Source organism: Streptomyces sp. A1136, from assembly GCF_004795055.1.
In the GTDB taxonomy this organism is placed as follows: Bacteria; Actinomycetota; Actinomycetes; order Streptomycetales; family Streptomycetaceae; genus Streptomyces.
In genome coordinates this window covers 48,505-74,052 of sequence record NZ_SSBJ01000023.1, presented here as the reverse complement: position 1 = coordinate 74,052, position 25,548 = coordinate 48,505, and the positions used below count along the sequence as shown (strand labels likewise).

Annotated in this window: 19 protein-coding genes and 3 pseudogenes; 11 read left to right on the top strand and 11 right to left on the bottom strand. The window is 69.9% G+C overall.

All coding sequences use genetic code 11. The annotated features are described in order from the left end of the window. The first annotated feature begins 22 nt into the window (after positions 1-22). From E6R62_RS22610 to E6R62_RS22585, 6 genes are read left to right on the top strand one after another with little or no spacing between them, the layout of a single operon-like run. The gene (locus E6R62_RS22610) at positions 23-616 is read left to right on the top strand and encodes a DUF6817 domain-containing protein (RefSeq protein WP_136215331.1); all 594 of its coding nucleotides are present in this window, start codon (positions 23-25) and stop codon (positions 614-616) included. Continuing rightward, positions 613-3,738 (top strand): amino acid adenylation domain-containing protein, encoded by a 3,126-nt coding sequence (locus E6R62_RS22605; RefSeq protein ID WP_206308809.1) that lies wholly within the window; start codon positions 613-615, stop codon positions 3,736-3,738. The genes E6R62_RS22610 and E6R62_RS22605 overlap by 4 nt, the downstream gene beginning before the upstream one ends. Then, on the top strand, positions 3,732-4,751 hold the full coding sequence (locus tag E6R62_RS22600) for a TauD/TfdA family dioxygenase (protein ID WP_206308808.1): 1,020 nt from the start codon (positions 3,732-3,734) through the stop codon (positions 4,749-4,751). Before E6R62_RS22605 ends, E6R62_RS22600 begins: the two co-directional genes overlap by 7 nt. Further along, on the top strand, positions 4,748-6,031 hold the full coding sequence (locus tag E6R62_RS22595) for a phenylacetate--CoA ligase family protein (RefSeq protein ID WP_136215329.1): 1,284 nt from the start codon (positions 4,748-4,750) through the stop codon (positions 6,029-6,031). The genes E6R62_RS22600 and E6R62_RS22595 overlap by 4 nt, the downstream gene beginning before the upstream one ends. Continuing rightward, complete coding sequence (locus E6R62_RS22590; protein ID WP_136215328.1) at positions 6,031-7,263, top strand: aminotransferase class V-fold PLP-dependent enzyme; 1,233 nt, start codon at positions 6,031-6,033, stop codon at positions 7,261-7,263. Before E6R62_RS22595 ends, E6R62_RS22590 begins: the two co-directional genes overlap by 1 nt. A gap of 52 nt (positions 7,264-7,315) precedes the next feature. Beyond that, positions 7,316-8,065, top strand: coding sequence for a thioesterase II family protein (locus tag E6R62_RS22585; RefSeq protein ID WP_136215327.1), 750 nt, complete (start codon positions 7,316-7,318; stop codon positions 8,063-8,065). A gap of 249 nt (positions 8,066-8,314) precedes the next feature. On the opposite strand, the gene E6R62_RS22580 is transcribed toward E6R62_RS22585, so the two are convergent. Further along, positions 8,315-8,488: a CsbD family protein gene (locus E6R62_RS22580; RefSeq protein WP_136215326.1), complete on the bottom strand. Its 174-nt coding sequence runs from the start codon at positions 8,486-8,488 to the stop codon at positions 8,315-8,317. 404 nt (positions 8,489-8,892) lie between these two features. Here E6R62_RS22580 and E6R62_RS22575 point away from each other — a divergent pair, with 404 nt between their 5' ends. Then, a complete protein-coding gene (locus E6R62_RS22575) occupies positions 8,893-9,054 on the top strand; it encodes a hypothetical protein (protein ID WP_037792689.1) in 162 nt (53 codons plus the stop codon). Between the two features lie 743 nt (positions 9,055-9,797). Here E6R62_RS22575 and E6R62_RS39695 read toward each other — a convergent pair. From E6R62_RS39695 to E6R62_RS22545, 6 genes and pseudogenes are all read right to left on the bottom strand, one after another. Next, complete coding sequence (locus E6R62_RS39695) at positions 9,798-10,331, bottom strand: RDD family protein (protein WP_168714143.1); 534 nt, start codon at positions 10,329-10,331, stop codon at positions 9,798-9,800. Between the two features lie 877 nt (positions 10,332-11,208). After that, positions 11,209-11,730, bottom strand: a complete 522-nt coding sequence (locus E6R62_RS22560; RefSeq protein WP_136215324.1) for a hypothetical protein — start codon at positions 11,728-11,730, stop codon at positions 11,209-11,211. Between the two features lie 142 nt (positions 11,731-11,872). Then, positions 11,873-12,087: pseudogene (locus E6R62_RS22555) on the bottom strand (IS110 family transposase); the annotation flags it as partial. A 391-nt stretch (positions 12,088-12,478) separates the two neighbouring features. Next, positions 12,479-12,859, bottom strand: coding sequence for a GDP-mannose 4,6-dehydratase (locus E6R62_RS41800; protein WP_276615646.1), 381 nt, complete (start codon positions 12,857-12,859; stop codon positions 12,479-12,481). Then, entirely contained in the window at positions 12,831-13,670 is an 840-nt protein-coding gene (locus E6R62_RS41795) for a DUF6087 family protein (protein ID WP_276615643.1), read from the bottom strand. Before E6R62_RS41795 ends, E6R62_RS41800 begins: the two co-directional genes overlap by 29 nt. A gap of 420 nt (positions 13,671-14,090) precedes the next feature. Next, positions 14,091-14,711 carry a TetR/AcrR family transcriptional regulator gene (locus tag E6R62_RS22545; protein WP_136215323.1) on the bottom strand — a complete coding sequence of 207 codons (621 nt, stop codon included), beginning with the start codon at positions 14,709-14,711 and terminating at the stop codon, positions 14,091-14,093. Between the two features lie 36 nt (positions 14,712-14,747). Between E6R62_RS22545 and E6R62_RS22540 the strand changes: the two genes are divergently transcribed. After that, on the top strand, positions 14,748-15,545 hold the full coding sequence (locus E6R62_RS22540; RefSeq protein WP_136215322.1) for an alpha/beta fold hydrolase: 798 nt from the start codon (positions 14,748-14,750) through the stop codon (positions 15,543-15,545). 223 nt (positions 15,546-15,768) lie between these two features. After that, positions 15,769-16,815 (top strand): S66 peptidase family protein, encoded by a 1,047-nt coding sequence (locus tag E6R62_RS22535; protein WP_136215321.1) that lies wholly within the window; start codon positions 15,769-15,771, stop codon positions 16,813-16,815. A 325-nt stretch (positions 16,816-17,140) separates the two neighbouring features. Here the strand turns inward: E6R62_RS22535 and trxA are convergent, their stop codons facing one another. Continuing rightward, positions 17,141-17,467, bottom strand: a complete 327-nt coding sequence (gene trxA / locus E6R62_RS22530; protein WP_136215320.1) for a thioredoxin — start codon at positions 17,465-17,467, stop codon at positions 17,141-17,143. A 984-nt stretch (positions 17,468-18,451) separates the two neighbouring features. On the opposite strand from trxA, the gene E6R62_RS22520 reads away from it, so the two are divergent. Both E6R62_RS22520 and E6R62_RS22515 read left to right on the top strand, forming a co-directional pair. Then, positions 18,452-18,928 (top strand): hypothetical protein, encoded by a 477-nt coding sequence (locus E6R62_RS22520; protein ID WP_136215319.1) that lies wholly within the window; start codon positions 18,452-18,454, stop codon positions 18,926-18,928. A gap of 322 nt (positions 18,929-19,250) precedes the next feature. Then, positions 19,251-19,451, top strand: a pseudogene (locus E6R62_RS22515) (replication-associated recombination protein A); the annotation flags it as partial. A gap of 495 nt (positions 19,452-19,946) precedes the next feature. Here E6R62_RS22515 and E6R62_RS22510 read toward each other — a convergent pair. The 3 genes and pseudogenes from E6R62_RS22510 to E6R62_RS22500 form a co-directional block, all read right to left on the bottom strand. Continuing rightward, positions 19,947-20,252: pseudogene (locus E6R62_RS22510) on the bottom strand (HIT family protein); the annotation flags it as partial. Between the two features lie 427 nt (positions 20,253-20,679). Next, positions 20,680-21,309: a TetR/AcrR family transcriptional regulator gene (locus E6R62_RS22505; protein ID WP_240801821.1), complete on the bottom strand. Its 630-nt coding sequence runs from the start codon at positions 21,307-21,309 to the stop codon at positions 20,680-20,682. A gap of 131 nt (positions 21,310-21,440) precedes the next feature. Beyond that, a complete protein-coding gene (locus tag E6R62_RS22500) occupies positions 21,441-25,367 on the bottom strand; it encodes a type I polyketide synthase (protein ID WP_276615642.1) in 3,927 nt (1,308 codons plus the stop codon). Positions 25,368-25,548: the final 181 nt, after the last annotated feature.

The following is a 25,548-nucleotide window of genomic DNA, read 5'->3' as shown; positions in this document are numbered from 1 at the left end:
CGAGACAACCGAGGAAATGCCAATGCTTGACACAGAGCAGTACCGGGACGATCTCGTGCGGCTGGGGCTGCACAAGGTCGCGCACCAAGACGAGACGCTCCTGGACCACATGTTCCGGGCGTGCGCCATCCTCCGGGACATGAAGGCGGGAGACCACGTCTGCCTGGCCGGCCTGTTCCACGGCGTCTACGGGACCGAGGGGCTCCACAACGACAACGTCGAGTCCATCCCCCAGGACAAGCGCGTCGAGGTCCGCGCGGTCGTCGGGCCCCGCGTGGAGGAGATGATCTACCGCTTCTCCGTCATGAACTACGCGTCGCTCGGCAAGAGCTTCCGCAACATCATGCGTCCGAAGGGTCAACCGGCCCTGAAGGACCGCAGGACCGGCGAGGACATCCCGCTCGACCGGGAGCAGTTCGAGGACCTGCTCCGCCTGAAGCTCGGCGACGTCCTGGCGCACATGCCGCAGCAGGTCGGTCACTCCCACCTCAACCTCCCGGCCGAGTACGCGGGTTTTTGGCAGATCGCCGCCGAATACCTCGGTCAGGACGCAGTCGACACATGGAACAAGTACACCAAGGGGCAGTTGTGGATCGAACCGGAGCCGAGCCGATGACCCAGACCTGGGAGGGTTTCCTCCTGTCGAAGCAGCAGCAGCACGTCCTCGGCCTCGACGGCGGGGAAGGCGGCCGCAGGGTCGCCGGGGTGGCCCTCGGCGCCGCCCTCGACCCGTCCGTGCTGGCGGACGCGGCGCGGGACGTCGTGGCGGCGCACGAGAGCCTGCGGACCGCGTACCGCCGTGTGCTCGGTGAGAACAGCGCCGTCCTGATGGTCATCGAGGACGAGCCGCGCGTCCTCGTGTCGGAACGCTCCGGCGACGACGCCGCGTTCACCGCGCTCGTCCGCGAGGAGGCCCGTGGGGCGGCCGGGACCGGGGACGCCGCCGGCGCCGTCCACCTCGTCGTGTTCACCCACACCGACGGGCGGCACTCGCTCGTGGTGTCGGCCCCGCGGCTGAGCATGGACACCGTCTCGGCCGACATCTTCCTGCGGGACCTGAGGGACGCCTGCGCCGCGCGGCTGGAGGGCTCGCCCTGGACCCGCGACGACGTCGTCCAGTACGCCGACTACGCCCAGTGGCAGACCGAGGAAGGCGCGCCGAGCCCGCGCCAGCGCGAACTCGCCGCCGACCGCGCGGCCGCGCTGGCGGCCCTGCCCCCGCTCAACCTGCCGCTGGAGCTGCTCTCCGACGACACGGACCGCGCCACCCTCGAATGGACCGTGCCGGGGCCGCTCGCCGAGCGGCTGCGCCTCCTCGGCCGGGACTGCGCCGGCGGTCTGCCCACCGTCCTGCTGACCGGCTGGTTCACCGGCCTGTGGCACGCGGCCGGCCGGCCGGAGCGCCTCGCCGTCAACGCGCTGCTGGCACGCCGCCCGTTCCGGGAGATGCAGACCTCGATCGGTCTCTTCGAGACCCCCGTACCGGTCCTCGCCCCGATCGCGGACGACACGACCCTCGGTGACCTGCTGCGCTCCGTGGACCTGGAACTCGACACCTTCGAGCAGGCCGACGAGTCCTCCATGGACCCGGCAGGGCAGCACATCGCCGGCATCCCGGGCTTCTCGTTCCACGAGAGCGCGGCGTTCACCGCGGGGACGGCGCCGGTCTTCCGCGATCCGTGGATCGAGCCTGCCGACGACGCCCGCAAGGTCACCCTGGCCGTGCGCGCGGCGGACGGGGAGATCCGCGTCGCCCTGCGCCACCAGAGGCTCGGCATGGCCGAGGGCGGCGCCGAGGCGCTGATGGTCTGCCTGCGGGCCGCCCTGGCGGCCCTCGCCGGCGACCTCGCGACCGTCGTGTCCGACCTGGCCGTGCTGGACGAGCAGGCCGCCCGTGACCTCGTGGCGGCCACCAACCCGCAGCAGCCGCCGCGGCGGCCGGCCGAGCACTGGCACCGGCAGGTCGAGCGGACCGCCGAGCGGACCCCGGACGCGACGGCTCTGCGGACGGCCACCCGCACCTGGACCTACCGGGACCTCGACCTGGCCGCCAACCGGCTCGCCAACGAGCTCCTCGGGCGCGGGGTGCGCCCCGGCGCACTGGTCGGCCTGTGCCTGGAGCGCTCGGACCTGGCCGTCGTCGCGATCCTGGCCATCGCCAAGGCCGGCGCCGGCTACGTGCCGATCGACCCGAACCTGCCGGTCAAGCGCCGCTCCGCCGTCGTCGACGCCGTGGGCTTCAGCCACGTCGTGGCCACGCGTGAGACGGCCCCGGCCCTCCCGCAGGAGTGCGACACCGTCCTCCTGGACGCGGAGCTGACGGTGTGCGCCGGCCGCGGCGAGGCCCGCCCGGACGTCGCCACCTCCGACGACGACCCCGCCTACGTCATCTTCACCTCGGGATCCACCGGTACGCCGAAGGGCGTGCTGGTCGGCCACGGGCAGCTCGCCGCCTACCTGGACGGCGTCCTGGACCGGCTGGAGCTGACCGGTCCGGTCGACTCGGTCGCCCTGAGCACCCTGGGCACCGACCTCGGCAACACCGCGCTGTTCCCGCCGCTGCTCACCGGCGGCGCACTGCTGGTCGTCGCCCCCGAGGTCTCCGCGGACGCGCAGGCACTCGCCGAACTGCTCTCCTCGGAGAGTTACGACCTCCTCAAGATCACGCCCTCGCACTTGGAGGCCGTCTTCACCGTGGCCGAGGCGCCGGAGCGGTTGATGCCGCGTCAGGCACTGGTCGCGGGCGGCGAGCCGTTCGGCTGGGGCTGGTACAACCTCTTCGAGGGCTACCTGGGCGACTGCCGGCTCTACAACCACTACGGGCCCACCGAGACGACGGTCGGCGTCCTGTGCGGGCGGGCCTCCGCGGCGGACGACCTCGCCGCGCTGGCCTCCAGCGTCCCGCTCGGCACGCCGATGCGGCACGCGCGGGCCTACGTCCTCGACCCCCTGCGCCGGCCGCTGCCGGTCGGCGTCCCGGGCGAGCTGTGGATCGGCGGCTCCTCCGTGTCCCAGGGCTACCTGTCCCCGACCGAGGAGCAGAAGGAACGGTTCGTCGCCGATCCCTTCGCGACGGACCCCTCCGCGCGGATGTACCGGACCGGCGACAAGGTGCGCCTCCTGCCCGACCTCACGGTGGAGTTCCTCGGCCGCGTCGACCGCCAGATCAAACTCCGCGGATTCCGCGTGGAACTCGGCGAGATCGAAGCCGTCATGCGCCGGCACCCGCGGGTGACCGGCAGCCTCGTCGTCGAGGCGGGCGAAAGCACGGGTGCCCACCTCGTGGGCTACCTGATCGACAGCGAAGGCGGCCGCGGCTGCGCGGAGTGGCTCCGCGAGTTCCTGGCCGAGCGCCTCCCGGACTTCATGCTGCCCGCCCACCTCGTCGCGCTGGACGCCTTCCCGCTGACCGGCGGCGGCAAGATCGACGCCTCCATGCTCCCCGAGCCGGGCTTCTACACCCAGGGCTCCACGACCTACGTCGAGCCCCGCACCGCGACCGAGAAGGCCGTCGCCGACATGGTGGCCCGGCTCCTGCTCCTCGGGCAGGTCGGCGCCGACGACGACTTCTTCGAGATCGGCGGACACTCGCTCCTCGCCACCCAGCTCGTCGCCAAGGTGCGGGACGAGTTCAAGGTGGGCTTCAAACTGCGCAACCTCTTCGAGTTCCCCGTCGTATCCGAACTCGCCGAATTCATCGACCAGCTCCTGGAGAAGAAGGAGACACAGGCGTGTTGACCCGAACCAGCGGGACCGGTCCGAGCGACCGTTTCACCAGAGCGCGGCGGTCCGTCGCGGTCAGCAGCCAGGCGCTGGTGCGCACCGCTCCGCTGATCGAGGGGACCCGGGCCGTGTGCTGCACACCGGCCGTGCCCGGACTCGACGCCCGGGAGTGGCTGTCGACCTCGGGCCCCACCCTGGCCCGGCTGCGGGACGAGCACGGCGCCGTGCTGCTGCGCGGCTTCGCCCCCCTCGACGCCGCGGGCCTCGCGGAACTCGTCACGGGCCTCGACGGAGGACTGCGCGACTACGACAACCGCTCCACGCCGCGCCGTCGCGTCGACGGGAACGTCTTCACGTCGACCGAGTACCCGGCCGACCAGACCATCCCCCAGCACAACGAGATGTCCTACGCCGACTCCTGGCCGGCGACGCTCTTCCTCACCTGCGTCGTCCCGGCCGCCACGGGCGGCGAGACCCCCGTCGCGGACAGCGCCCGTGTCCACGCCCGGCTGCCCCTGGCCACGCGCGAGCGTTTCGAGCGCCACGGCGTCATGTACGTCCGCAACTTCGGCCACGGTATGGACCTGAGCTGGCAGGAGGTCTTCCAGACCCGGGACCGCGCCGAGGTCGACGCCTACTGCGCACGGCACGGCATCGAGGCGCAGTGGCTGGGCGGCGAGCGCCTGCGCACCCGCCACGTGGTACAGGCGACCCTCAAGGCCCGGGCCACCGGAGAGACCGTCTGGTTCAACCAGGCGCACCTGTTCCACGTCAGTTCGCTGCCGGCCCACGTCGAGAGCGAACTGCGTGCGAACTTCGCCGAGGACGAGCTGCCCCGCAATGCCCTGTACGGCGACGGCACCCCCCTGGACCCCGAGGACCTCGCCCAGGTCCGGGCCGCCTACGCCGCCGAGGAGATCGCCCTGCCCTGGGAAGCGGGCGACGTCATGATCGTCGACAACGAGCAGTTCTCGCACGGCCGGAACCCCTACTCCGGCGACCGCTCCGTACTGGTGGCCATGGCATGAGCGAGCCGAGCACCTTCGAGGCGGTGCGCGAAGAGATCGCCTACGCCTACGACAACACCGTCTTCTTCCGCAAGCACATGGAGGCCAGCGGTCTCCTCCCGTCGGACATTCGGGAACCCGCGGACTTCCTGCGGCTGCCGCCGACCTCCAAGCCGCACTACCGGCGCAACTTCCCCGCGGGCGTGCTCGCGAAGGGATACACCCTCAACTCGCCGCACGTGATGCGCTTCCAGAGTTCCGGCACCTCCGGTGAGCGGCTCAACAGCGCCATCCTCTCCTACGACCTGGCGCGCCGGCAGGCCTCGGCCCTCGGGGTCAACCGGCGCTTCGACGAGCTCTGGCGCCCCGGCAGCCGCCCCAGGATCTGCCGCTTCGCGCCGCCGAACTGCTCGGACGTCGAGTGTGCGACGGGCTTCTCCACCATGGAGGACCGGATCCTCGCGGACGGCACCCTCGTGCTGACCGTGGCACACGACCTCCTGGCCACCCCGGAGTGGCAGATCGTCAAGGCCCTCGACGAGATCGAGCTGTACGAGCCCGACCTGCTGGTGGTGGACCCCACGCACTTCGCGTTCCTGACCCGGTGGGCACGCAAGCTGGGACGCGCCATCACCTCGCCCCGCCGCCTGCACATGGTGTGCGGGTACACCCTCATGACCCGGGTGGCGCGGCGCCAGATCGAGGAGTTCATGGGTCCGGACCTGCCGGTCGGCGACATGATCGGCATGTCCGAGCTGGGCTACCTCGGGTTCGAGTGCCACCACGGCAACCGCCACGTCAACAACCGCGACTTCCACATGGAGTTCATCCGGGACGGCCTGCCCGTCGCGGACGGCGAGACGGGCGAGATGTACGTCACCACGGTGGACGACGGCCTGGTGCCGCGCATCCGCTACGCCACCGGCGACCACTTCACCCCCTTGGGCGGCCGCTGCACCTGTGGCAGCGACCTGCCGCTGGTGCGGATCGAGGGCCGGGCCACCCACATGATCCGGCTGGCGGACGGCCGGCTCGTCACGCCCGGCGCCGTCGACGCCCTGGTGGGCGATGCCCCCGGCATCGACCTCTACAAGTTGGAACAGGACCGCACCGGCGCGTGCACCTTCCGGTACATCCCCAACGCCGCGGCGCGGGAGGCGCAGAGCACCGCGCTCGAACAGCGGCTGACCGAGGCCCTGGCCCCGAACCCGGTGCGGTTCGAGGCCGTCGACTACATCGCCGGCGAGCGGAGCGGAAAGTTCCAGCCGGTCGTCTCCCAGATCTCCGCGGAAGGTGCCTGATGATCGTGCGAAACAGCTACCGGGACGACTTCCCCGCCCTGCGCCGGGAGATCGACGGGCAGCGGATCTCCTACCTGGACAGTGCGGCCACCACCCTCAAGCCCGACGCCGTCATCCGCGCCATCACCGAGTACTACGAGACCAACGGCGCCAACATCCACCGCGGGAAGCACCGGCTCTCCGAGGAGGCGTCCGACGCCTACGAGGCGTCCCGCGTGCAGATCGCGTCCCACATCGGCGCCGCGGCAAACGAGGTCGTCCTGACCCGCAACACCAGCGAGGCGCTGAACCTTGTCGCGCAGGGCCTGGAGCTGGAACCGGACGCCTACATCGTCGGCTGCATGGACGCCCACCACTCCCAGATGCTGCCCTGGCGACGCGCCGGCCGCCTCGCCCTGACCCGCGTCGACGCCGACGGCCGGCTCGATCGCGAGCACTTCCGGGAGCTGCTGCGCGACCGGCCGAAGGTGGTCGCGCTCACCCACTGCTCGAACGTCACCGGCACCATCCACCCGGTGGCGGAACTGATCGCCGAGATCCGCTCCGCCACCGACGCGGTCATCGTCCTCGACGCCGCACAGTCCCTGCCCCACCAGCGCCTCAACGTGCGCGAGCTGGACGTCGACTTCGTCGCCTTCTCGATGCACAAGATGCTCGGCCCCACCGGGGTGGGCGTCCTCTTCGGCCGCAGCCGGCTCCTCGCCGCGCTGCGCCCGCTGACGGTGGGCGGCGGCATGGTGGACTGGGTGGACCTCGACGGCAGCGTCGACCGTCGCACGCCGTACAAGTTCGAGGCCGGTACGCCGGCCATCGCCTCGGTCATCGGAGCCGGCGCGGCGATCCGCTACCTCGAAGCCCTGGACCCCGTGGCACTCCAGAAGCACGAGCGGGACGTCGCCCGGGCACTGGTCGGCGGCGCGATCACTCGCCCCGGCGTCCGCCTGATCGGATCACCGAACCTCATCGACCGCATCGGCCTCGTCAGCCTCCGCCTGGAGGAGGGCGTCCCCACCGGCGACGTCGCCCGCATGCTGAGCGACTCGTACGGCTACATGGTGCGCAGCGGTCACATGTGCTCGCAGCCGCTGGTCACCGGCCTGGCCGGCGGGGAGATCCTGCGCGTCTCCGCGTACCTCTACAACGAGGTCGCCGAGATCGAGGGCTTCTACGAGGCACTGGACGAGCTGCTCGCCTGCATCGGCCCCGCGGCGGTCGTCGGCGCGCGCCGCTGAGCGCACCCGAGCCGTTCCGAGTCGGTCAACCATCGAACAACAGAGGTGTCACATGTCAGGCCTGCACACCCTGACCCTCGTGTGCTTTCCGCACGCGGGGGGCGGGCTGAGGCGTTTTCGCGACTGGCGGGAGGACCTGCCCGACGGCGTCGAGCTGGTCCTGCCCAATCTGCCGGGCCGGGAAGGACGGCTCTTCGACGAGCCCTTCCCGGACGTCGCCGCGGTGAGCGAGTACACGCTGCGGTCGCTGGCCGATCGGATCGCGGCCGGCGAGCGCCTGGCGTTCGCCGGGATCAGTTACGGCGCGCTCGTGGCGTACGACGTGGCCGCGCGGCTGGAGGCGTCCGGAAAGCCGGTCGAGGCCCTGTTCGCGGCCAGCCAGCGGGCACCCTCCACCCCCCTGCCGGCGATCAATTGGCGCTCGATGGCCGACGCGGAACTGCTCACCGAACTCGCCGGGATCGGCGGCCTGAGCCCCGACCTGGAGGGGGAGGAGGAGTTCCTCGAACTCTTCCTCCCCACCATCCGGGCGGAACTCCACGCGAGCGAGAGCTACCTCAGACCCGACTCCCACCGACGGCTGCGGTGCCCGATCTTCGTCTACCACGGCGCCGCGGACACGGCGATACCGGCGGCCTCGACCCTCGCCTGGCAGGAGGAGACCGACCGCCTCACCTCGCACACCCTGCCGGCCGCGCACTTCCTGACCGGACCGGACGAGGAGGACCTGTGGTGGCACGCGCTGCGCCAGGACCTCGTCCGGACCACCACGACCGCCCCGGGCCGCTTCATGGCGTCGTAAGCCTGGTCTGCCGACGCCCCGGTTCCATCCCGGCGCGGATCCAGGTGCAGGAGCCGCCGACCTTTGCAGTGGCGCGGGAGCGGGTGGAATCCATCGGCAGGGACAACCGGATGGAGCGCACTCTCGCAGATGGTGAGAACACTGTCGTCAGCAACGACGTCCCCCCTTCCCTGTGACGGTCATGACCGGGCCCCGACCTTGGGAGAGGGTCGGGGCCCGGTGGTGCACAGCGGTCTTGTTGTGAGGTGGTCAGTGGCGGAAGGCGTCCTTGGTGTCTTCCTTGGCCTGGCGGGCGCTGCCCTTGGCCTGGTCGGCGCGGCCTTCCGTGGTCATACGGTCGTTGCCGACGGCGCGTCCGACGGTCTCCTTGACCTTGCCCTTGGTCTGCTCGGCGTGCGCCTTGCTCTTCTCTGTGCCCGACATGGGGACCTCCTCGTGAAGTACCGGATTGGTCGTGACCGCTCTCCTACTCACAACCGTCGGCCCCAAACCCCGCAGCGCAGCCCGTTTCGTCGGCATCGCGGGTCGCACGGCTCGGTAGTCGCATCCCGCGGCGAGGAACCATGCGCCCATCAGGTCCAATCAGGCCGTGGCGGGGCTGCGGGGCGGGCAGAACCGCGAGCAGCGCCGCCGTGGCGCCCGCGCGATGGCCGGCCTCCGCCAAGCGGCGCGCCGAGGCCCGGAGAGGAGGCCGTGGGCGGGGCTTTGGCGAACCGCCACGAATATGAGCGCGTTCTCCTGCCCGCCTGCCGGCATAAGAAACACATAAAAATCGGCTGCATGGGTGGGGAGCGGTCGGGCAGAAGGTGCTTCGGAGGTTGATAACTATGGTTCCCCTGCTTCTCGTTCTTCTGCTCGCTCTGATCCTGTTCGGTGCCGGTTTCGCGGTGAAGATCCTCTGGTGGGTCGCCATCGCGGTGCTGGTGCTGTGGCTGATCGGCTTCGTCGCCCGTCCCAAGGGCGGCAGCGGCCGCTGGTATCGCTGGTAATCGCCCGGCACAACGCAGTCGTGAGGCTGGATGACGGTGGCCCGGTACCTGGTGGAAACCAGGATTCGGGGGTATCCGCACAGCAACCGGGACGGTCGCCGTGACGCAGCAGGGAACCTGCTCGCCTCCAACGATCGACGGCCGTCCCGGCTGGCCCGAGTCGAAGTTCACCACCACACGACGTACCGCAACGCCCGGTCGCCCGGGGCTGTCCGCCCCCCTCGGGGCCTGGTTCGTGGCGCGGATGCGGAAAGGCTCGTCGCCCGTGAAGGCGGCGTGTCGGCGCACGCCCGAACGACCCGGTTGAGGAGCATTCGTTGAGCGTGTGGCCGGCACCTCCGCAGCCTGACGTCGTCCACCGTGCCGACGGTGCCTTCGCCCGCACCCACTGTGACCCCGCCCGGCCCCCGGCAGAGCCCATTCAACCGTGAGCGTGTTCGCCTACGGCCCCGAGGACCGGTCATGGCAGGTCTTTGACCTGCGTGAATCCCACCGCGCCAATACTTCGGTTCGATTCGCCTCCTGCACGCACCCCGGCGGCGATGAGGTGGTTCGGCAGCCTTTGAGTCCGCCACCGGGCCGTCCCCGCGCACGTTGTTCACATCGGCACGGCCATCACGGGGAGGCCGGGCTTCGGACGGGGTCGGGGTGACGATCGGCACCGGCGGGTGGAAGGGGCCTGTCAGGAAGGGGAGGAGCCATCTGCGTACCGCATTGAGGAGAACCGGTTGGCCCCTGCGATCTCAGCGCCTGACGGCCATGCTGTCGGCAATCTTGTCGTGCAGGCACTGCTGGTACGGCTTGTCCCAACAGCACCACAGCGGATTGAGCAGACCGAGGACGGGCATGACGACGGCCACCAGCCAGAACGCCTCGCGCCCGACGGCGCGCCAGAACCCCATGGGGGCGGCCGTCTGTCGGCGCACGATCCGAACCCCGCAGATGCGCTTGCCGAGCGTCGAACCGAACTTCCATATGGACACCGCGAAGTACAGGACGAACGACGCGACGAGGCAGACGCTGAGCAGGGCTGTCGCGGGGGCGCCACCGCCCGCGCGCATCCACATCATCACGGGGAAGGCCACGATGAAGTACCCGACGTACCAGAAGATGACGTCCAGCACCCGGGCACCGAACCGGGCGCCGATGTTCGCCAGGCCGGCCGGCGCCCACCCGGGCGGCGTATCCCCGTAGCCGAGGCCGTATGGCTGGGCCTGGTACGGCTGGAACTGCGGCGGTCCGGCGGGGTACTGCGGGGACTGCGGGGGGATCGACATGATGCCTTCCGGGTAGAGAATCGCATGCGCCGCGCGGAAGCGCCCTGCTCGGAGCCGGCGGTCTTCGTCATCGGCACGCAGGTGACCGCAGTCGATTGTGCTGCATCCCGGCGGGCCGACCGACGCGCGGACACTGATCCTTGGCTGCCGTACCGCGAGGCGGGTGGCGGGAGGCGGGCCGTTGCCCGGGACGGCCGTGCGGGAGTACTCCAGGGCAGCAGAGCCGAGGGGCGGTCGTCCAGGGGGCGACCGCGGCTTCCGTTGTCGGCGGTCGCGCTCGTGGCGTGCAGCACCGGAACGTCCACGACGGGCAAGACCACCGCCGTCGACCGCGCGCGACCGCTGTGCGGGCCGAGTACGCCTGGTGGCTCGATGGGGGAGGCCCACACCGTGGACTGGGCCGAGTCCAGGCATCTTCCGTGCCGCGAGCACGGGTCCGAGGGACGCTGGAGACCGTCACCGCAGCGATCGACGAACGCGCCCAGGAGTCACCGACCGCAGCCCTCAACGCGGCCCGCTGCCCGGGTCCTGGACGACCTCTCGGGTCCCAAAACCGGCGGACCGCGGTCCGCTATGACGTGGGACGCGTCCCGCGACTGGCGAGCCCTGAAGCCGACCCACACGCCAAGCTCACGGGCGTGAGGGCTCTGGGCCCGCCGGCCGTGCTCGTCGCCTCACCGGCGTTGCTGACGGCAGGAGCACCGGTCGCCGCCGCTACCTGCGCCACGTCTGCCGTGATGAAGCACCGCCCATCCTCGACAAGCAGCAGGGCTGGGTCATCGCCCACCGCTTCTTCATCACCCACTCGTCCTCAAGTGTCTGCCGGCCGACAGAGACACTCACCCACTTCATCGAGCCCCGAGGCTGAACGAGATGCCTAGAGCTGCCTTACGATCACGAAAGCGGCGAACATCACGACGACAATGGCAATGGTTCCGACCAGTCCGACCACGGTCGGAGTCAGCCGGTCTCGGAACTGCTCGGACGGCCGAACCCGTGCGGTCTGGTCCGTGCTCAGCTCCCACCAGTTGACGACCCGTTGGAACTGCTCGTCGAAGTCGGGGGCGGGGTGCATGTCACTGCGGTAGAGCCCGGGCAACGAACGACGCCGGCCGCCCGAGAGGAACATTCGGACCGCGTGCGAGGACGAACCCTGGCCCTTGGTCTCGCGCACGTCAATCCACTGGATCTCGTGCCAGGGGTATGTGCGGCCGTGCCCCAGACCCCAACAGATGGTTATTCCGTCGGCCCCGACCCTGCTCCAACTCCGGCGCGACAGGAGGACAAGCGGGGCGAGGAGGGCGATAGTCCCGCCCACCATCCAGCAGAACCCCACCGCACCGACCCGGACGAACGCTGTGACCCCCTCGACGACCACGAGGACAAGCGCCAGCGCCACGGATGACTTCGCCGGACGACTCCGGCCCCCCGACGGGAAGTTCAGTTCGATCACACCCGGCACACTACGCCTCGGCCCTCCAGCGGCCCGGGCGACCCGGCCGCGCGGCCAGGGCCCGGGTTGGTGCTTGCCCTGTAAAAAAGAGGGGGTGAGCCTCCAGCAGCTCCTCGATCCGCCCAGCCGGCAGTTTCCGCTGGTCAAGGACGGCGGTCAGGGGTCCGGCCAGGCTCGGGACGATCAGGGCGGCCGCCTCCGTGCCCGGCACGGTGACGGTCTGCTCGTCCAGGGCGGTGAAGCTGTCCTCGACCATGCTCCCGCGATCCTCGGTGCCTCGGGTCGCAGGAGGGTGACCTGGCGATGGAGATTCCTGAAGTCTCAGGGACAAAGCCACAAGTGGAACAGGTCGACTCGACGTGCCAACGCAACCGGCCATTCACCAGGGCCTGGACTCCCCAGCACTCCAGCTCCGCACCGCAGTCCTGGCACACCACGGAGTACCGGACTGATTCGAAGACCGCCTGATCCATACCCACCTCCCACCGCGACGAGGCTAACGACGAGGTCGGAATCGCCGCTCACCAGCTCCTGGAAGCCCTCGAAATTCCCCCACACCGCATACCGCGACGCCCCGGCGGACCACCGGTGGGGTGCCGCGTGGCTCGGGCCGGCCCTGGGTCACCTCCTCGCCCTCGAAGCCGGCCTCCACCCAACCCGAACCCGCAGGAGGGGTGAAGGCGACCCCGGACGGTCAGTCCGTCAGCATTGCGTCGCGCACCGGAATCCAGTCCAGGGCGGACCGGATTCCGTCCTCAAGGGACAGCTTCGGCGTCCACCCCAGAAGCTCGGCCGCCCGGTCGCTCTTGGTGTATCCGCCGGCCACGTCGCCGGGCCGAGGGGCGGCGTCGATGGTCCGCAGCGGCGTGCTGACGATGTTGTTGAAAGCCGCACACAGCTCCCGCACCGTCGTGCCGCTGCCGGTGCCCAGGTTGATCGCGATCGAGCGCTTCTTCTCTGTGAGGATCGAGTCGAAGCGCCGGATCGCGGCGATGTGTGCCGCGGCGAGGTCCCAGACGTGTACGTAGTCCCTGATGCCCGTGCCGTCACGGGTCGGGTAGCCGGTTTCCGTGATCGGGAACGGGCGGCGCTCCTGGTGGGCCTGGATGAGGACACCTCAGCGCGTGGCTGGGCCGCTTGAGCTGTAGACCTGTGCGCAGCTCCGGGTCGGCGCCGACCGGGTTGAAATAGCGCAGGGACAGCACGCGGGGCCCGGCGACGGAGATGTCGGCGAACATCTCCTCGCAGTGTGCCTTCGTCCGCGCGTAGGGGCTCTGTGGGGCCAGCGGCGAGTCCTCGTTGACCGGGGAGCCGTCCTCGGCCTGGTAAATGGACGCCGAGGAGCTGAAGATGACGCGGTCGCACTGGTTGCGGTGCAGGTGGCCGACGAAGGCCAGGGACTTGCCGACGTTCGCCTCGTAGTAGCCGATCGGGTCCGCGACGGACTCGGGCACCACGATCAGAGCCGCGCAGTGGACCACGGCGGAGATGTCCGGGTGCTCGGAGAAGATCAGGTCGATCAGCGCGCCGTCCGCGATGTCGCCCTCGTAGAAGGTGCGGCCCTCGGTGAACTGGCCCGGCTTTTTGTGCGGCACCGGGCCGCCCGGCAGGGGGAGGGAGGGCGACTGGTCCGGGTGCACGATTCTCTGGGCGGCGGCGAAGTCCTTTGCGAGGCCGACCGCCGACCACTGGTATCCGTCCCAGCGCACCATGAGCCGGGGCGTCTTCGGGTTGACGTGCGCGGCCCGGACCTCGCCCTCGCTCATGGGGATGGCGCGGGTCTCGCCCACGCGGGCCGCGCGTTCGACGGACAGTTCCCCAAGGAAGCCCAACTCACCAGCGGGCAGGCATGCCTGGACCGCTACCTTCACAGATCCCGCCGGCATCGAGAAGTCCCTCGCCCCCGAGACCCTCCTCAAGGGGCTGACTTGCATTGTCTACGGCGACACCAGATCCCCGGAGGGTCGGAGCTACCTCGGGATCCGGCAGTGGTGCACCGAACCCGCCCAGGAGCGAACGCGACTGACTCTCTCCGCAGCGGACCACTCCCGGATCTGCCAGAAGGGCCTCTACGGCAAGATCGTGTACGAGCCCAAGACGGACGGCTTCCCGAGAAGCGACTGGTTCGAAAGCCAGCGCACGGACTCTGGCGACGGCCCGAAAACCACCCCCGGGCGGTAGCTGGACGAGGTGGACCTTCCCTGAGCCGATTCGGGCGCCGGATGACAAGACGAGCCCACGTTTTCCTGACCACTGGCACACGACGTCGACGCCCAACGCCAGATCGCCGCCCTAGGTGTTGCGGGTCAGGACGTTGGTGACGTGAGTTGTTGGCAGATCAGCTGGTGAGCAAGTCGCGCCGTCGCGAGCAGGTCCTCGCGAGCAGTACCGACGTTGGACCGCACTGACAATCCGTGCCAGACGGATTGGATGAGCCCGGTCAGGGCCGCTGCGTTGGTGCCCGCGGCCAGTTCCCCGTCCTGGATCGCCCGCTCGATGCGCACGAGGAGGGCCTGCTCGTTCGAGCTGTGCAGTTCGGCGACGTAGGCGCTGGTATCGAGCGTGCTCGTGCTGTCGGTCATCACGGCACTGCTGATGAGACACCCCGGGTGCGTGCCGCTTGGCTGGGTGAACTCGTGGACCGAGTCGGTCAGGATGCGTTCGATGACGGTCTGGATGACGTTCTCGGCGACAGCCTGCTGGTAGATCTCGCGGTACCGCTCGGCGTAGGTCCGCACCGCTTCCTCGAACAGTCCGGCCTTGCTGCCGAAGGCGGCGTAGAGGCTGGACGTGGAGAGCCCGAGGGCCGCGGTCAGGGTGCGGGTCGAGGTGCCGGAGTAGCCGCGTCGCCAGAAGAGGCGAGCGGCTTCGAGGACCGCACGGTCGCGGTCGAAGGCTCGGGGGCGTCCACGGTTGCGTTCGGTCACGCTTGCATTGTAGATCGTTCGCTCCATAATAGATTTATGGAGCGAACGATTCAGAAGAAGCTTGCAGTCGACGGGGACAGCTGGGTCGCGGTCGATGTATACGGGGAGCCGGATGCTCCGGGCCTCGTCATCGTCCCGGGCGTCATGAGCGATGCGCTCTCTTGGCGTCAGGTCGTGGACGCCATCGCGGCCTGGCAATCAGTGGTAGTCGTAAACCGTCGGGGGCGCACTCCCTCGGGGCCCTTGACCGATTCCTACTCGCTGCGGACAGAGGTGGAGGACCTCGGCGTGGTCCTTGACGAGTTCGACAGCACGAGGGCGCTCTTCGGCTGGAGCTACGGCGGCTTGATCACCTTGCTGGCCGCCAACGATCGCCCGATTCCCCAGGTGCTCGCCTACGAACCGGTGATGCGGCCGTTCGGACGCCATGCAGTGCCGGACCTGAAGAGCGCAGCGGAGACGGCGGACTGGGATCGCTGCGTCGAGATCGTCAATCGGCAGATTTCCGGCTTCTCCGCTGCGCATGTCGAGGATCTTCAGGCCGATCAGCACGGCTGGGCGGCCTTGCGTCGCTTGAGCGAACCGCTGTACGCCGAACTCGGCGCGCTCAACGCGGCGCCGCCTCCGGATGTGATGGCGAGACAGGCAGATCAAGTGGACCTGATCATCGGCCAGTGCAACCGCGGAACCGCCCCCTACGGAACGTCGTTCGACGATGTGCGACAGCACGTCGCTCACGCCGCGGTCCACGAACTCGCCGGCCAGGGCCATCTGGCCCACATTCAGGCGCCGGCAGAGCTTGGCCACCTGCTCAACAACCTCGCCGCCATCTGATGGGCACCCATGCCAACGCACCGCTCTCCATTGAGGGCCGCAGGCGACTCGTCGGGCGATGAGCCTCCGCCAACCTGAAGACGCAGGTCAAAGGGCTGGCGTGACCACGAAGTAGATCGTTCGTCAGGGGATGACTTCGGCCCCTGTTCGAAGTCGATGAACGGAGAATTCCCGTCTGAAATGAAGATGATCAGTAGTCGATCAGACCTCTAGCCTGACGGTCATGACCTCACCTGCATATCCTCCAAAGCCTGTGCCCGGTGACCGCATAGCGATCATCTCCCCTTCGTCCGGATTGCCCGAGCTCTTCCCTCTTCCGTACGAGCTGGGGCTCAAGCGGCTGCGTGAGGATTTCGGCCTCGAACCAGTGGAGTACCCGTCCACTCGCAAAATGGGATCCACGCCCAAGGAACGCGCCGACGACATCCACGCCGCGTTCGCCGATCCCTCGGTCAGGGCGGTGATGGCCAGCATCGGTGGCGACGACCAGATCACCGTGCTTCCTTTGCTGGACCGCGAGCTGATCCGCGCTAACCCCAAGCCCTTCTTCGGGTGGAGCGACAACACCAACCTGCTGGTCTTCCTGCACAACCTGGGCATCATTGCCTACCACGGGGCCTGCCTGATGACCGAACTCGGCCGCCCCTACGCACTCCACCCCATGACCGCCGACTCGGTACGCGCGGCCTTGTTCACACCGGGCCCGTACGAACTCCGCCCCGCCACGCGCTACCGCGACACCGACCGCGACTGGGCCGACCCGGCCACCTTCGACAGGGAGCCGGACTCGCAGCCCGCCGACGGCTGGATCTGGCACCAGCCCGACCAGCGCGTCGAAGGCCGCGCCTGGGGCGGCAATCTGGAAATCCTGTCATGGCTGCTGATGGCCGACCGCGAGATCGCACGCGACCCAGCCGTCTACGAGGGCGGCGTGCTGTTCTTGGAGACGTCGGAGGAGATGCCGAGCGGGGAGGAAGTCTTCCGGATCTTGCGCAACATGGGAGAACGGGGCCTGCTGGCGCGCTTCTCGGCCCTGTTGATGGGCCGTGCCAAAGCGTGGTCCTTCCAGCAGCCGAACAAAGCGGAGGAGAAGCGACGCTATGCCGCTGAGCAGCGCGAAGCGGTGCTGCGCGCGCTGGCGACGTACGCCCCGCACACCATGGCGGTGTTCGACGTCGACTTCGGACATACCGATCCCCAACTGGTGATCCCTTACGGCGGAACGGTCAGCGTGGACGGCCCAGCACAGCGGATCACGGTGACGTACTGACGGCGCGGGAGATCCTCAGCTCACGACAAAGGACCAGAAACAGCGCGCAGGCGGAACCACAGTGCCGGCAGCATGCAGCGCCGACACTGCGGTCCCGCTGGTCACAGTTTGTTTCAAGCTGTCTTTGCGGCCGGTAGTTTCAAGCTGTGCTGAGGAGTGCGCGGGACTGGCCCCGGTTCCGTGACGGGACGAGTACGGCCGGGGCCGGCCTCGCAAGGGTCGACAGTCCGCGGGCGGTGACACGGGCATCAGATGAGTGCAGGCTCTGGCCGGTGATCGCGGGGCGGTCACAGTCGGGTGACCGGGTTCTCTGTGGACAGTGGCGTTACTCGGCGATGAAGTCTGCGAGGTCTCGTTCCAGCGCGGCCTTCGGCTTGGCGCCGACGATGGTCCTGGCGACCTCCCCGTTGAGGTAGAGGTTCATGGTGGGGATGGACATGACGCCGTATTTCGCTGCGGTTGCGGGGTTCTGATCGATGTTGAGTTTGACGATTTCGATCTTGTCTCCGTGCTCGGCCGCAATGGCTTCCAGGGACGGGGCGATCTGGCGGCAGGGCCCGCACCACTCGGCCCAGAAGTCGACCAGGACAGGCTTGTCGCTTTTGAGGACGTCCTCGTCGAAAGAAGCGTCGGTCACGTGCTTGAGAGTCACAGGGTCTCCACTGTTCGTTCCGGCTGAACATCAGGGCAAGCCGTCTGTACCTTCCCGTCTGGGACTGCCGACATCCTTCGACGCGGACCTCGAACTCGACCGGCCGCTCGCTCCGGATCCAGCCAGTCGCCCTCAGCCCACAGGTCACCCTCGCCGAGCCGGCCGACGACCACCTGACCCTCCGGATCCCCGCGGGACCCGCTCCACGTACCGAGCCGGGCCAAGAAGCGGCGCTGCGATCCTTGTTGGGCGCCGGCAGAGCGGCGGCGCTCGAATGCGTCGTCACGTCCGGGGGAGTCACCGGGCGGCAGCCGGCATCACTGCTCGGCGTGTCGAACGCGGCAGCGAGCCGGCACGCTGCGGTGCTACGGCGCGCCGGCTTGACCCGAACCCAGCGCAGCAGGGGGCGGGCGGTCGAGCACGTCGCGACCTCCTTGGGCTACCACCTGGCGCAACCGGAAACACCGACGGCGCCGTACCGCGACCCTCCGACGGCGGGACCGGGCCGGGCGGTGGCGCGCCCCGGCGTTCGCGGGGTCCGAGGACCGAAAGGGGATCGGGGGCACCGTTCCCGCCGCGCCGACAGCGTCCTGAATCGATCGCTACGGGCACCGGCACGGGACCGACAGCGGCGACGGGCCGGGCAGGGCCCTCAGCCGGGCGCGCGGCAGTGTCGGCGCCGAGGACGTGGCCCGGCGGCCGGGTTCCCGCCACAGGCGGCGAGGCCATGGGCGCCGCCTCACGGCCGCCACCGGCCCGGCCGGCGGCGGACCACGGCGCGCCGGTCCCTCCCGGCCGGGGCCGTGTACGGGTCAGCCGCCAGGTGGCCGATCCGCTGTCATCTGCGCGAGGGCAACTCTCCCATCCGGTCCGCGCTGACAGACGTATTCCGCACACCTGGCCCTAGCGTCAACAGACGCCGCTGTTCCCGCTGCACCCGGAGGTTATGACCATGAAGCAGATCGGCCACCTGTCGTGAGGGCCGTGGTCCGGGGTCTCCTCGGGGGAGCCGCCGCCGGCGCCGCGGGGACCACAGCGCTCAACGTGGTCACCTACCTCGACATGGTGGTCCGGGGACGTGGTGCCAGCAGTGTTCCCGAGCACAGCGTCGAGGTCCTGGCCGCCAAGGCGGGAGTGTCCATCCCCGGCGACGAGGACCGGCGCGCGAACCGGCTCACCGGCCTGGGGGCGCTGAGCGGCTTGTTGGTCGGGATCGGGATCGGTGCCGCCGTGGGAATCGCTCGCGGTCTCGGCTGGCGGCCGGGACCGCTGCCGGCCACCGCGATCGTAGGCCTCGGGGCCATGGCTGCCGTCGACGGACCGATCGTCGTCCTGGGCATCTCCGACCCCCGCACCTGGGCAGCGGTGGACTGGGCCGCCGACGTGATTCCCCACCTCGTCTACGGAGCCGTCACCGCGTCCGTGGCCCAGAGCCTGGACCGCTACGCATCCCGCGACTGAGGCGGCGCCGAGGCGGGGTGCAGGGCGGCGGGGCAGTGGTGGCGCCAACGCGGAGGGCGGGAACGGCGGCCCGGGAACGGCGATACGTACGGCGCGGTGGCTGCCGGCGGTCGGACCTCATCCGCGCAGGCGAAGGCGCCTCTCCCCGGAAGCAACCGCGGCCGGGGCGGCGACGACGCGTGGGCGAGCCCCTGGGCAGCTGTCACCGGCGGCACGAGAGCGGCCGGCCCCGAGTTCGGAGGCGGCGAGCGTGCCGACCTCACTCCTCTCCCGGACTCCGGCCGCCGGTGTAGCGCATGACCGGCTCCCGCTCACCCTCGGCACAGCGCTGCAGGCCGCCGTGGCCGCGGCACAGACGGTCCAGCTGATCGGAATGCCCGAGGCCCGCCTCGCCCTGGCGCAGGCCACCGTGCACCTGGCCCTGGCGCCGAAGTCGAACACGGTGATCGTCGGCATCGACGAGGCGATGGCCGCCGTCCGGGCGGGCGCCGTCGGTGAGATTCCCGCCCACCTGCGGTACGGCGCCCTGTCGGGCGGAGGGCCGACAGTTGGCGCAATCCCTGATGTCCCAGGCCTGAGACACCGGCACGCCGTAGGCCCAGCTGCCTGAACCTCCGCAGACGGCGGTTCCCGTGCGGCCCGGCACTCCCGGACCGTGTCGCTCAGGGCCCCCTCGCGGGTTCGCCATCGCGCACCGCACGGTGCGCGTCTACCGGCCCCGCACCGGCTGACCCCGCGCCGCCGGATCACCGGCCGTTGCACCCGCCCCGGGGTTCATCCGTCCGAAGGCGGCCGGCGCATCACCGCCGGACTCCGGCCTGGCGGTGGGAGGGTGTGGGGTGGATGCGTGGTGGGTGGATCGTCGTGTGTACGGGCGATGTTGATGTCGGAGCACGGCCGGTCCGGGTACGAGCCGGCCGAAGCGGACGCCGGCGCCGGCGGGGTCGGCCGGTTCGTGTGGCGCGGCGACGTCCCGTAGGTGGCTTTGTAGGCTTTGTAGGCGAGAAGGGGTTCTGGCTCAGCTTCTGTGGCTGGGTTTCTGATCTCGGTCGAGTGCGTCGGCGAGCCTCGTGCCAAGGTCGCCGGTGGAGTGGCGACGGGAGTGTCCCGTCGGCCATGTGGATATCCCGTCGTCAATCCACTGCGGAACGGCATGGAAATGCAGGTGGGGCACGGACTGTTCCGATCCCGGACCGCTGGCGCTCAGGATGTTGACACCCGTGGCCCCCGAGGTGGTCCGCATGGCTGCTGCGACGCGCTGCACCAGCACCATCGACAGGGTGAGGATGTCGGGCGGGACGTCGAACATACCCTCGTAGTGGCTGACGGGAACGAGAGTGGACGACGCGGGCCGGCGGGGTCACCCACCACGCCGTCTCGGGCGCGGGGGAGGACTGCGGGTGCGTCCGGCACGACCGCGGCGGTCTCTCACCCCTTTTCGCGTCGGCCCATCGCCGTCAGTCTCCAGGGTGGCGGGACGGGAGACACCCGGCGGGGTGTTCACCCCGATGGGCACGGCCCGCGCCCGGCCCGGTCACGAGCCGCGCACGCTGCGCCCCGGGCCCGCGCTGCGGGGAGGGCCTGGGGTGGTGGGTGGGGTCAGCTTCCGAAGATGGTGTCGAGGGGGCCCGAACAGGCCGGTGAGGGCGGTTTCGGTCAGGTAGGTGCCGGGCTTGGGCGGAGAGGTGTCCATTTGACGATGGACCAGGTCTGGCCGGGGCCGCCCTTGGGGCGGCCTACCAGAGCGACGCTTATCCGCGCTGCGTGTAGGAGAGGACTCCGGTCAGAGTGATCCGCAGGAGGGCTCGCAGTTCTGCGCGCAGCGGGGCTTTGCCCTCAGCCGTCTGGGTCCAACGGTAGAGGAGCCCCAGGTAGGCGTCGCGGAGGAGGTTTCCGGCCACCACCGGGTCCACGTCGGAGGCCACCTCGCCGCGGACCTGGGCCGCCGAGATCACCTGGGTGAAGACGTATCCGGCATAGTGCGGCTCCTCCAGGAGCGGCTGGCCCGACTTCACCCATGCCGTGAGCATCACCCGGGTGAGGTCCTCCTCCGCCTCGTTGAAGGCGGCCAGCGTAGCCATGCACCGCTCCAGTTGCACGGTTACGTGGTCCTCCAGAACCAGCGACGCGCCCATCTCACTTTCCAGCTTCTTCCGGCGGTGCTCGGCCCACGTCGTGACGAGGTCCTCCTTGCGCTGGAAGTGGTTGAAGAAGGTGCCTCGGGCCACATCCGCGCGCTCGGTGATGTGGTCGATGGTCGTCCGTTCATACCCCTGCTCGGCGAACAGCTGGAGAGCCGCCGTGTACAGGTTCTCGTGCACGCGCCGCCTGCTGCGCTCGCGCCTGCCCGGTGGTTGTACGGGTGTGGGCTCGACGGTCATGGGTTCTCCTCCTGCGGCCCGAAAGGGCGTGATACTTGGTCCCGCTGACGGGTGGCGAGCTCCCCCGGCCGCGTGGGCGGCACGCCGCGCCCCCCCAATTGTTGCACCATAGTCCATCTATACATTGCAGTTCAACGTAGCTGGGTCGCCGCCCCCGCAAGGGCCGCCACACTCTCACCGCCGAGTAGCCGCCCCACGGTGACCTCCAGGCCGAATTCGACCTGGAGGATACGCCGCAGCTGCAGGGCCATGAGGGAATCCAGGCCCAAGTCGACCAGCGACCTCCTCCGGTCCAGCCGCTCGGCACTGCTGCCCAGCACTTCCGCGATCCGGGCGTAGACATCCTGTCCCGCGCCGGCGGTAGGCGGCGCGGCGCCCGGAACCGGTGAGGCCGGCCCACCATCCCTCGCCGCCCCTCCCATTCGGGCGCCCTCCGGTGTGATCGCCCCCCCGACCGCTTCCCAGCGCACCAGAGCGATGCCCCGGAACTCTGCCAGTACGCGGCCGTCGGGCCCGCTGAGCACGACGTCACCGCGCGCCCCCTCACCTCCCGGAACCGGCGAGAAGGTTGCCGTACTCCAGAACTCCCCGGCGGGATCCGCCTCGAAGAACACGCTCTCGAACGAGACGGGAAAGTACACCCTGGCTCGATCCTCGGGGGCTCCGTACTGCGGCCAGGACGCCAGCATGGTCAGCAGCCCTGCCTCCAGGGCAGCCCCACCGGCTCCTGAGCCGCGCCCCCCGGTGTGAAGGCGCGCAACTGCCTCCCCCTCCCGGCACCACAACTGCCGCACCATGCGCAGTGCCGGCGAAACGGTGAATCCGCGCCCCTCCGCCCGCCGGTAGAACTCGGTGGCCGGCACGTATTCGCCACACCGCGTCAGCGCACTGTCCAGGTCAGCGCCACCAGGCCGGCCTCCAGGGCGGGCGATGCCGGTCACGCACCGGACGTTGCCGTCCCGACGGTCCACCCCGTGCCCCTCAGCCTCACCCCAACCTTCACCCGCGGCCGGGTTCGGGTTCACATCGACGGAGAAGCGGTACCCGGCCCCGCCCCCCTCCGGCTCCAGTGCGATGCGCACCTCGGCGCGTCCGCCGTGGGGTTCGCCCACCGCCGGGAGCGACACGGCACCTCGCATGCGGACGTGCTCCAGGCTCACCCGTCCGTCGCCGGCGAGGTCCCGCACGGCCTCAGCCACCGCCCCGAGGTACAGCACCGGGGGCACCACAGTGCGCCCTGCCACGGACACCCCTTCCCCGTAAGCCGCCGACCCGAGCCGGGACAGCCGGATCCGCCGGGCGTAATCGCTCGGCGCCTTGACGGCGACTTCGGTTGCCGCAGGTGCCGCAGGCCCTGTGCGGACGCGCAATTCCTCGGTGTCCCACGCGTACAGCGGCAGCGGCACCCGGTTGACACCTGCGGGGAGCACGCCGTACCAACGCCGCCAGTCGACCCGGGCTCCCAGCGAGAAGGCACGACCCAGAGCGCGCGCCATCGCCGTCGGCTCGCTGCGCCGTCTGGCGAGACTCGTCACCACCGACGCCGGAACGCCCGCCGCTTCCTGGCAATCCGTCAGCGCTTCGGAGAGCAAAGGGTGCGGGCTGACTTCGATGAACACGACCTCACCGGACTTGCACACCTGCTGAACGGACTCCGCGAACCGCACTGGCAGCCGAAGGTTGTCCATCCAGTAGGTCCCGTCCAGCCCGGCGTCCCGAACGCGGGCGCACCGTACGGTCGAGAACAGCTCGATGTCCGGGATGGTGGGCCGCAGCTCGTACAACCGGGCCGGGAGCTCCTCGCGCAGCTCGTCCATTGCCGGGGAATGGGAGGCGACGTCCACCTTGACCGGACGGCTGAACATGCCAGACTCCTCCAGGAGCCTGCCGATCTCCGCGAGGGCGGCGACATCACCCGCCAGCACGGTCGCGCGGGGGGAATTCTCCACCGCCACGCACACGCGGTCCCCGTATGCCGCCGCGATTTCCCGTGCCCGATCGGCGGAGAGTTCGGTGGCGAGCATGGCGCCCCGGCCGGAGAGCCGCTGCATCAGGGTGCTGCGGCGACAGATCACCCGCGCCGCGTCACGAACGGAGAGCGCCCCGGCCACGCAGGCGGCGGCCACCTCTCCCATGCTGTGGCCCAGGCACAGGTCCGGTTCCACGCCCATGGCACGCCAGTGTGCGGCCAGAGCCACCTCCACCGCCCACAGTGCGGGTTGTGCCACCTCTACGGCTCCCGGTATTTCACCGCCGTCACGCAGCAGCTCCACCACTGACCAGCCGAGTTCGTCCTTCACCGCCTCATCGCACTCCTCGATCGCCGACCGGAATGCCGTCGAAGAGCCCATCAACTCCCTTCCCATGCCGGCCCATTGAGACCCTTGGCCGGGGAAGACGAAGGCCACCCGGCGGGGGCCTGCGAATCCCGCTTCGTGGATGCCCCCGTCGGGTGTCGGCTCGTCCGCGGCCAGATCGCGCAGCGTCCGGGCCAGCTCGTCGTGCGTGGCGCCGACCGCCCACAGGCGGAAGGGGTGCGTATCCCGGCCGGCCGCAGCGGCCCGGCACAGGTCGCGCAGCGCATAGGGCCGGCCGTCACCGCCTGGTTCGAAGTGGGCGGCGTACCGGAGAGCCAGGCGGCGCAGGGATCCAGGCGAACGTGCGGTGAGCACGAGCAGCTCCGCCCCGTCCGGCGTCCGCACGACGGAGGGCTCCGCCTCCGCGTGTGGGTCGCCCACCCCATCCTGCGGCAGCGCAGCCGTGTACTCGCCGATCACCACATGGGCGTTGGTGCCGGAGAGCCCGAAGGAGCTGACGCCGAGCACGGCTCGCTCGCCCCGAGGCTCCAGCGGAGCGGTGCCGCGCACCACCTGCACCGGGAATCCGTCGTCGGCCAGGAGGGGGTGCGGCGTGGTCACGTGGAGGGAAGCCGGCACGGTACGGTGACGCGCGATCAGCGTGGTCTTGATGAAGCCGGCGATCCCGGCGGCGGCCTCGGTGTGCCCGATGTTGCTCTTCACGGAGCCGGTCAGCACCGGCCGTCCGGCTACCGCCGGTTCTTCCTCGCGCAGCGCTGCGGCCAGAGCGCTCAGTTCCACGGTGTCGCCCACCGTGGTGCCGGTGCCATGCGCCTCGACGTAATCCAGCTGCGCCCCGGTGATCCCGGCGTTGCGCCACGCGGCTCTGAGCATCTCGACCTGCCCGGAGACTGCGGGCTGAAGCAGTAGTCCGCTGCCACGGCCGTCATTGGTGACTGCACTGCCCAGCAGGAGCGCGTGGACAGTGTCGCCGTCCGCGACCGCGTCGGACAGGCGTTTGAGCAGGACGGCACCCACGCCCTCGCTGCGTACGAACCCGTCGGCGGAGTCGTCCCCGAACTTGCAGCGGCCGTCGGGCGAGAGCATCTCTCCCTGCGAGTAAGCGATGGCGTCGCGCGGGGTGAGGATGACGTTGACCCCGGCCGCGACCGCGAGCTCGCACTCGCCGGCGATCAGGCTCTGGCGGGCGGTGTGCACGGCCACGAGCGACGAAGAGCATGCCGTGTCCAGGGTCAGGCTCGGTCCGCGCAGGTCAAGGGCATGACTGAGCCGCCCCGAGGTGACGGCGCGCAGTCCGCTGCCCGCGAGCGCACGGATGTCACCGGAGCCGGTCGAGCCCAGCGTGTCCGCGTACTCGGCGGTGGCCTGACCGACGAAGACACCGGTCGCGCTACCGGCCAGTGACGAAGGCGGGATGTGGGCGTCCTCCAGGGCCTCCCACACCACGTGGAGCAGAAGCCGTTGCTGCGGGTCCATGGTGAGGGCCTCGCGCGGCGATATGCCGAAGAAGCCCGCGTCAAAAGAAAACAGGTCGTCGAGGAAGCCACCGTGCCGCGATCTCAGTCGGCCGGGTGCGGGGTCCTCACCCGCGTACAGCGCCTCGGCGTCGAACCTGTCCCCGGGGACAGCGGTAACCGCGTCGCCGCCGCGTTCGAGCAGGCGCCAGAACGCGTCGATCCCTGCCGCGCCGGGGAAGCGGCAACCCATGCCAACGATTGCGATCGCGCCAACTGTGTCCACTGCGAGCCCTTCCTGACGAGTGAGCAGTTCAAAAATACACGCAGCACCAATGTTGTTCTCCAGTCCACCCGTGAAGGTGGCGTTAAAGCTTGACTACGGACCGCACGCACGGCGATTTCCGGCGCCCCGCGCCGTAACGCCTTGTTCACCTGCGAGTTGGAGGGCGATCCCGTTCTGGTCC

Bases quoted from the DNA above. Each gene is read 5' to 3' on its own strand.
- E6R62_RS22610 (WP_136215331.1), top strand. From the start codon at position 23: ATGCTTGACACAGAGCAGTACCGGGACGATCTCGTGCGGCTGGGGCTG.
- E6R62_RS22605 (WP_206308809.1), top strand. From the start codon at position 613: ATGACCCAGACCTGGGAGGGTTTCCTCCTGTCGAAGCAGCAGCAGCAC.
- E6R62_RS22595 (WP_136215329.1), top strand. From the start codon at position 4,748: ATGAGCGAGCCGAGCACCTTCGAGGCGGTGCGCGAAGAGATCGCCTAC.
- E6R62_RS22590 (WP_136215328.1), top strand. From the start codon at position 6,031: ATGATCGTGCGAAACAGCTACCGGGACGACTTCCCCGCCCTGCGCCGG.
- E6R62_RS22585 (WP_136215327.1), top strand. From the start codon at position 7,316: ATGTCAGGCCTGCACACCCTGACCCTCGTGTGCTTTCCGCACGCGGGG.
- E6R62_RS22580 (WP_136215326.1), bottom strand. From the start codon at position 8,488: ATGTCGGGCACAGAGAAGAGCAAGGCGCACGCCGAGCAGACCAAGGGC.
- E6R62_RS22575 (WP_037792689.1), top strand. From the start codon at position 8,893: ATGGTTCCCCTGCTTCTCGTTCTTCTGCTCGCTCTGATCCTGTTCGGT.
- E6R62_RS39695 (WP_168714143.1), bottom strand. From the start codon at position 10,331: ATGTCGATCCCCCCGCAGTCCCCGCAGTACCCCGCCGGACCGCCGCAG.
- E6R62_RS41795 (WP_276615643.1), bottom strand. From the start codon at position 13,670: ATGCCGGCGGGATCTGTGAAGGTAGCGGTCCAGGCATGCCTGCCCGCT.
- E6R62_RS22540 (WP_136215322.1), top strand. From the start codon at position 14,748: ATGGAGCGAACGATTCAGAAGAAGCTTGCAGTCGACGGGGACAGCTGG.
- E6R62_RS22535 (WP_136215321.1), top strand. From the start codon at position 15,769: ATGACCTCACCTGCATATCCTCCAAAGCCTGTGCCCGGTGACCGCATA.
- E6R62_RS22505 (WP_240801821.1), bottom strand. From the start codon at position 21,309: ATGACCGTCGAGCCCACACCCGTACAACCACCGGGCAGGCGCGAGCGC.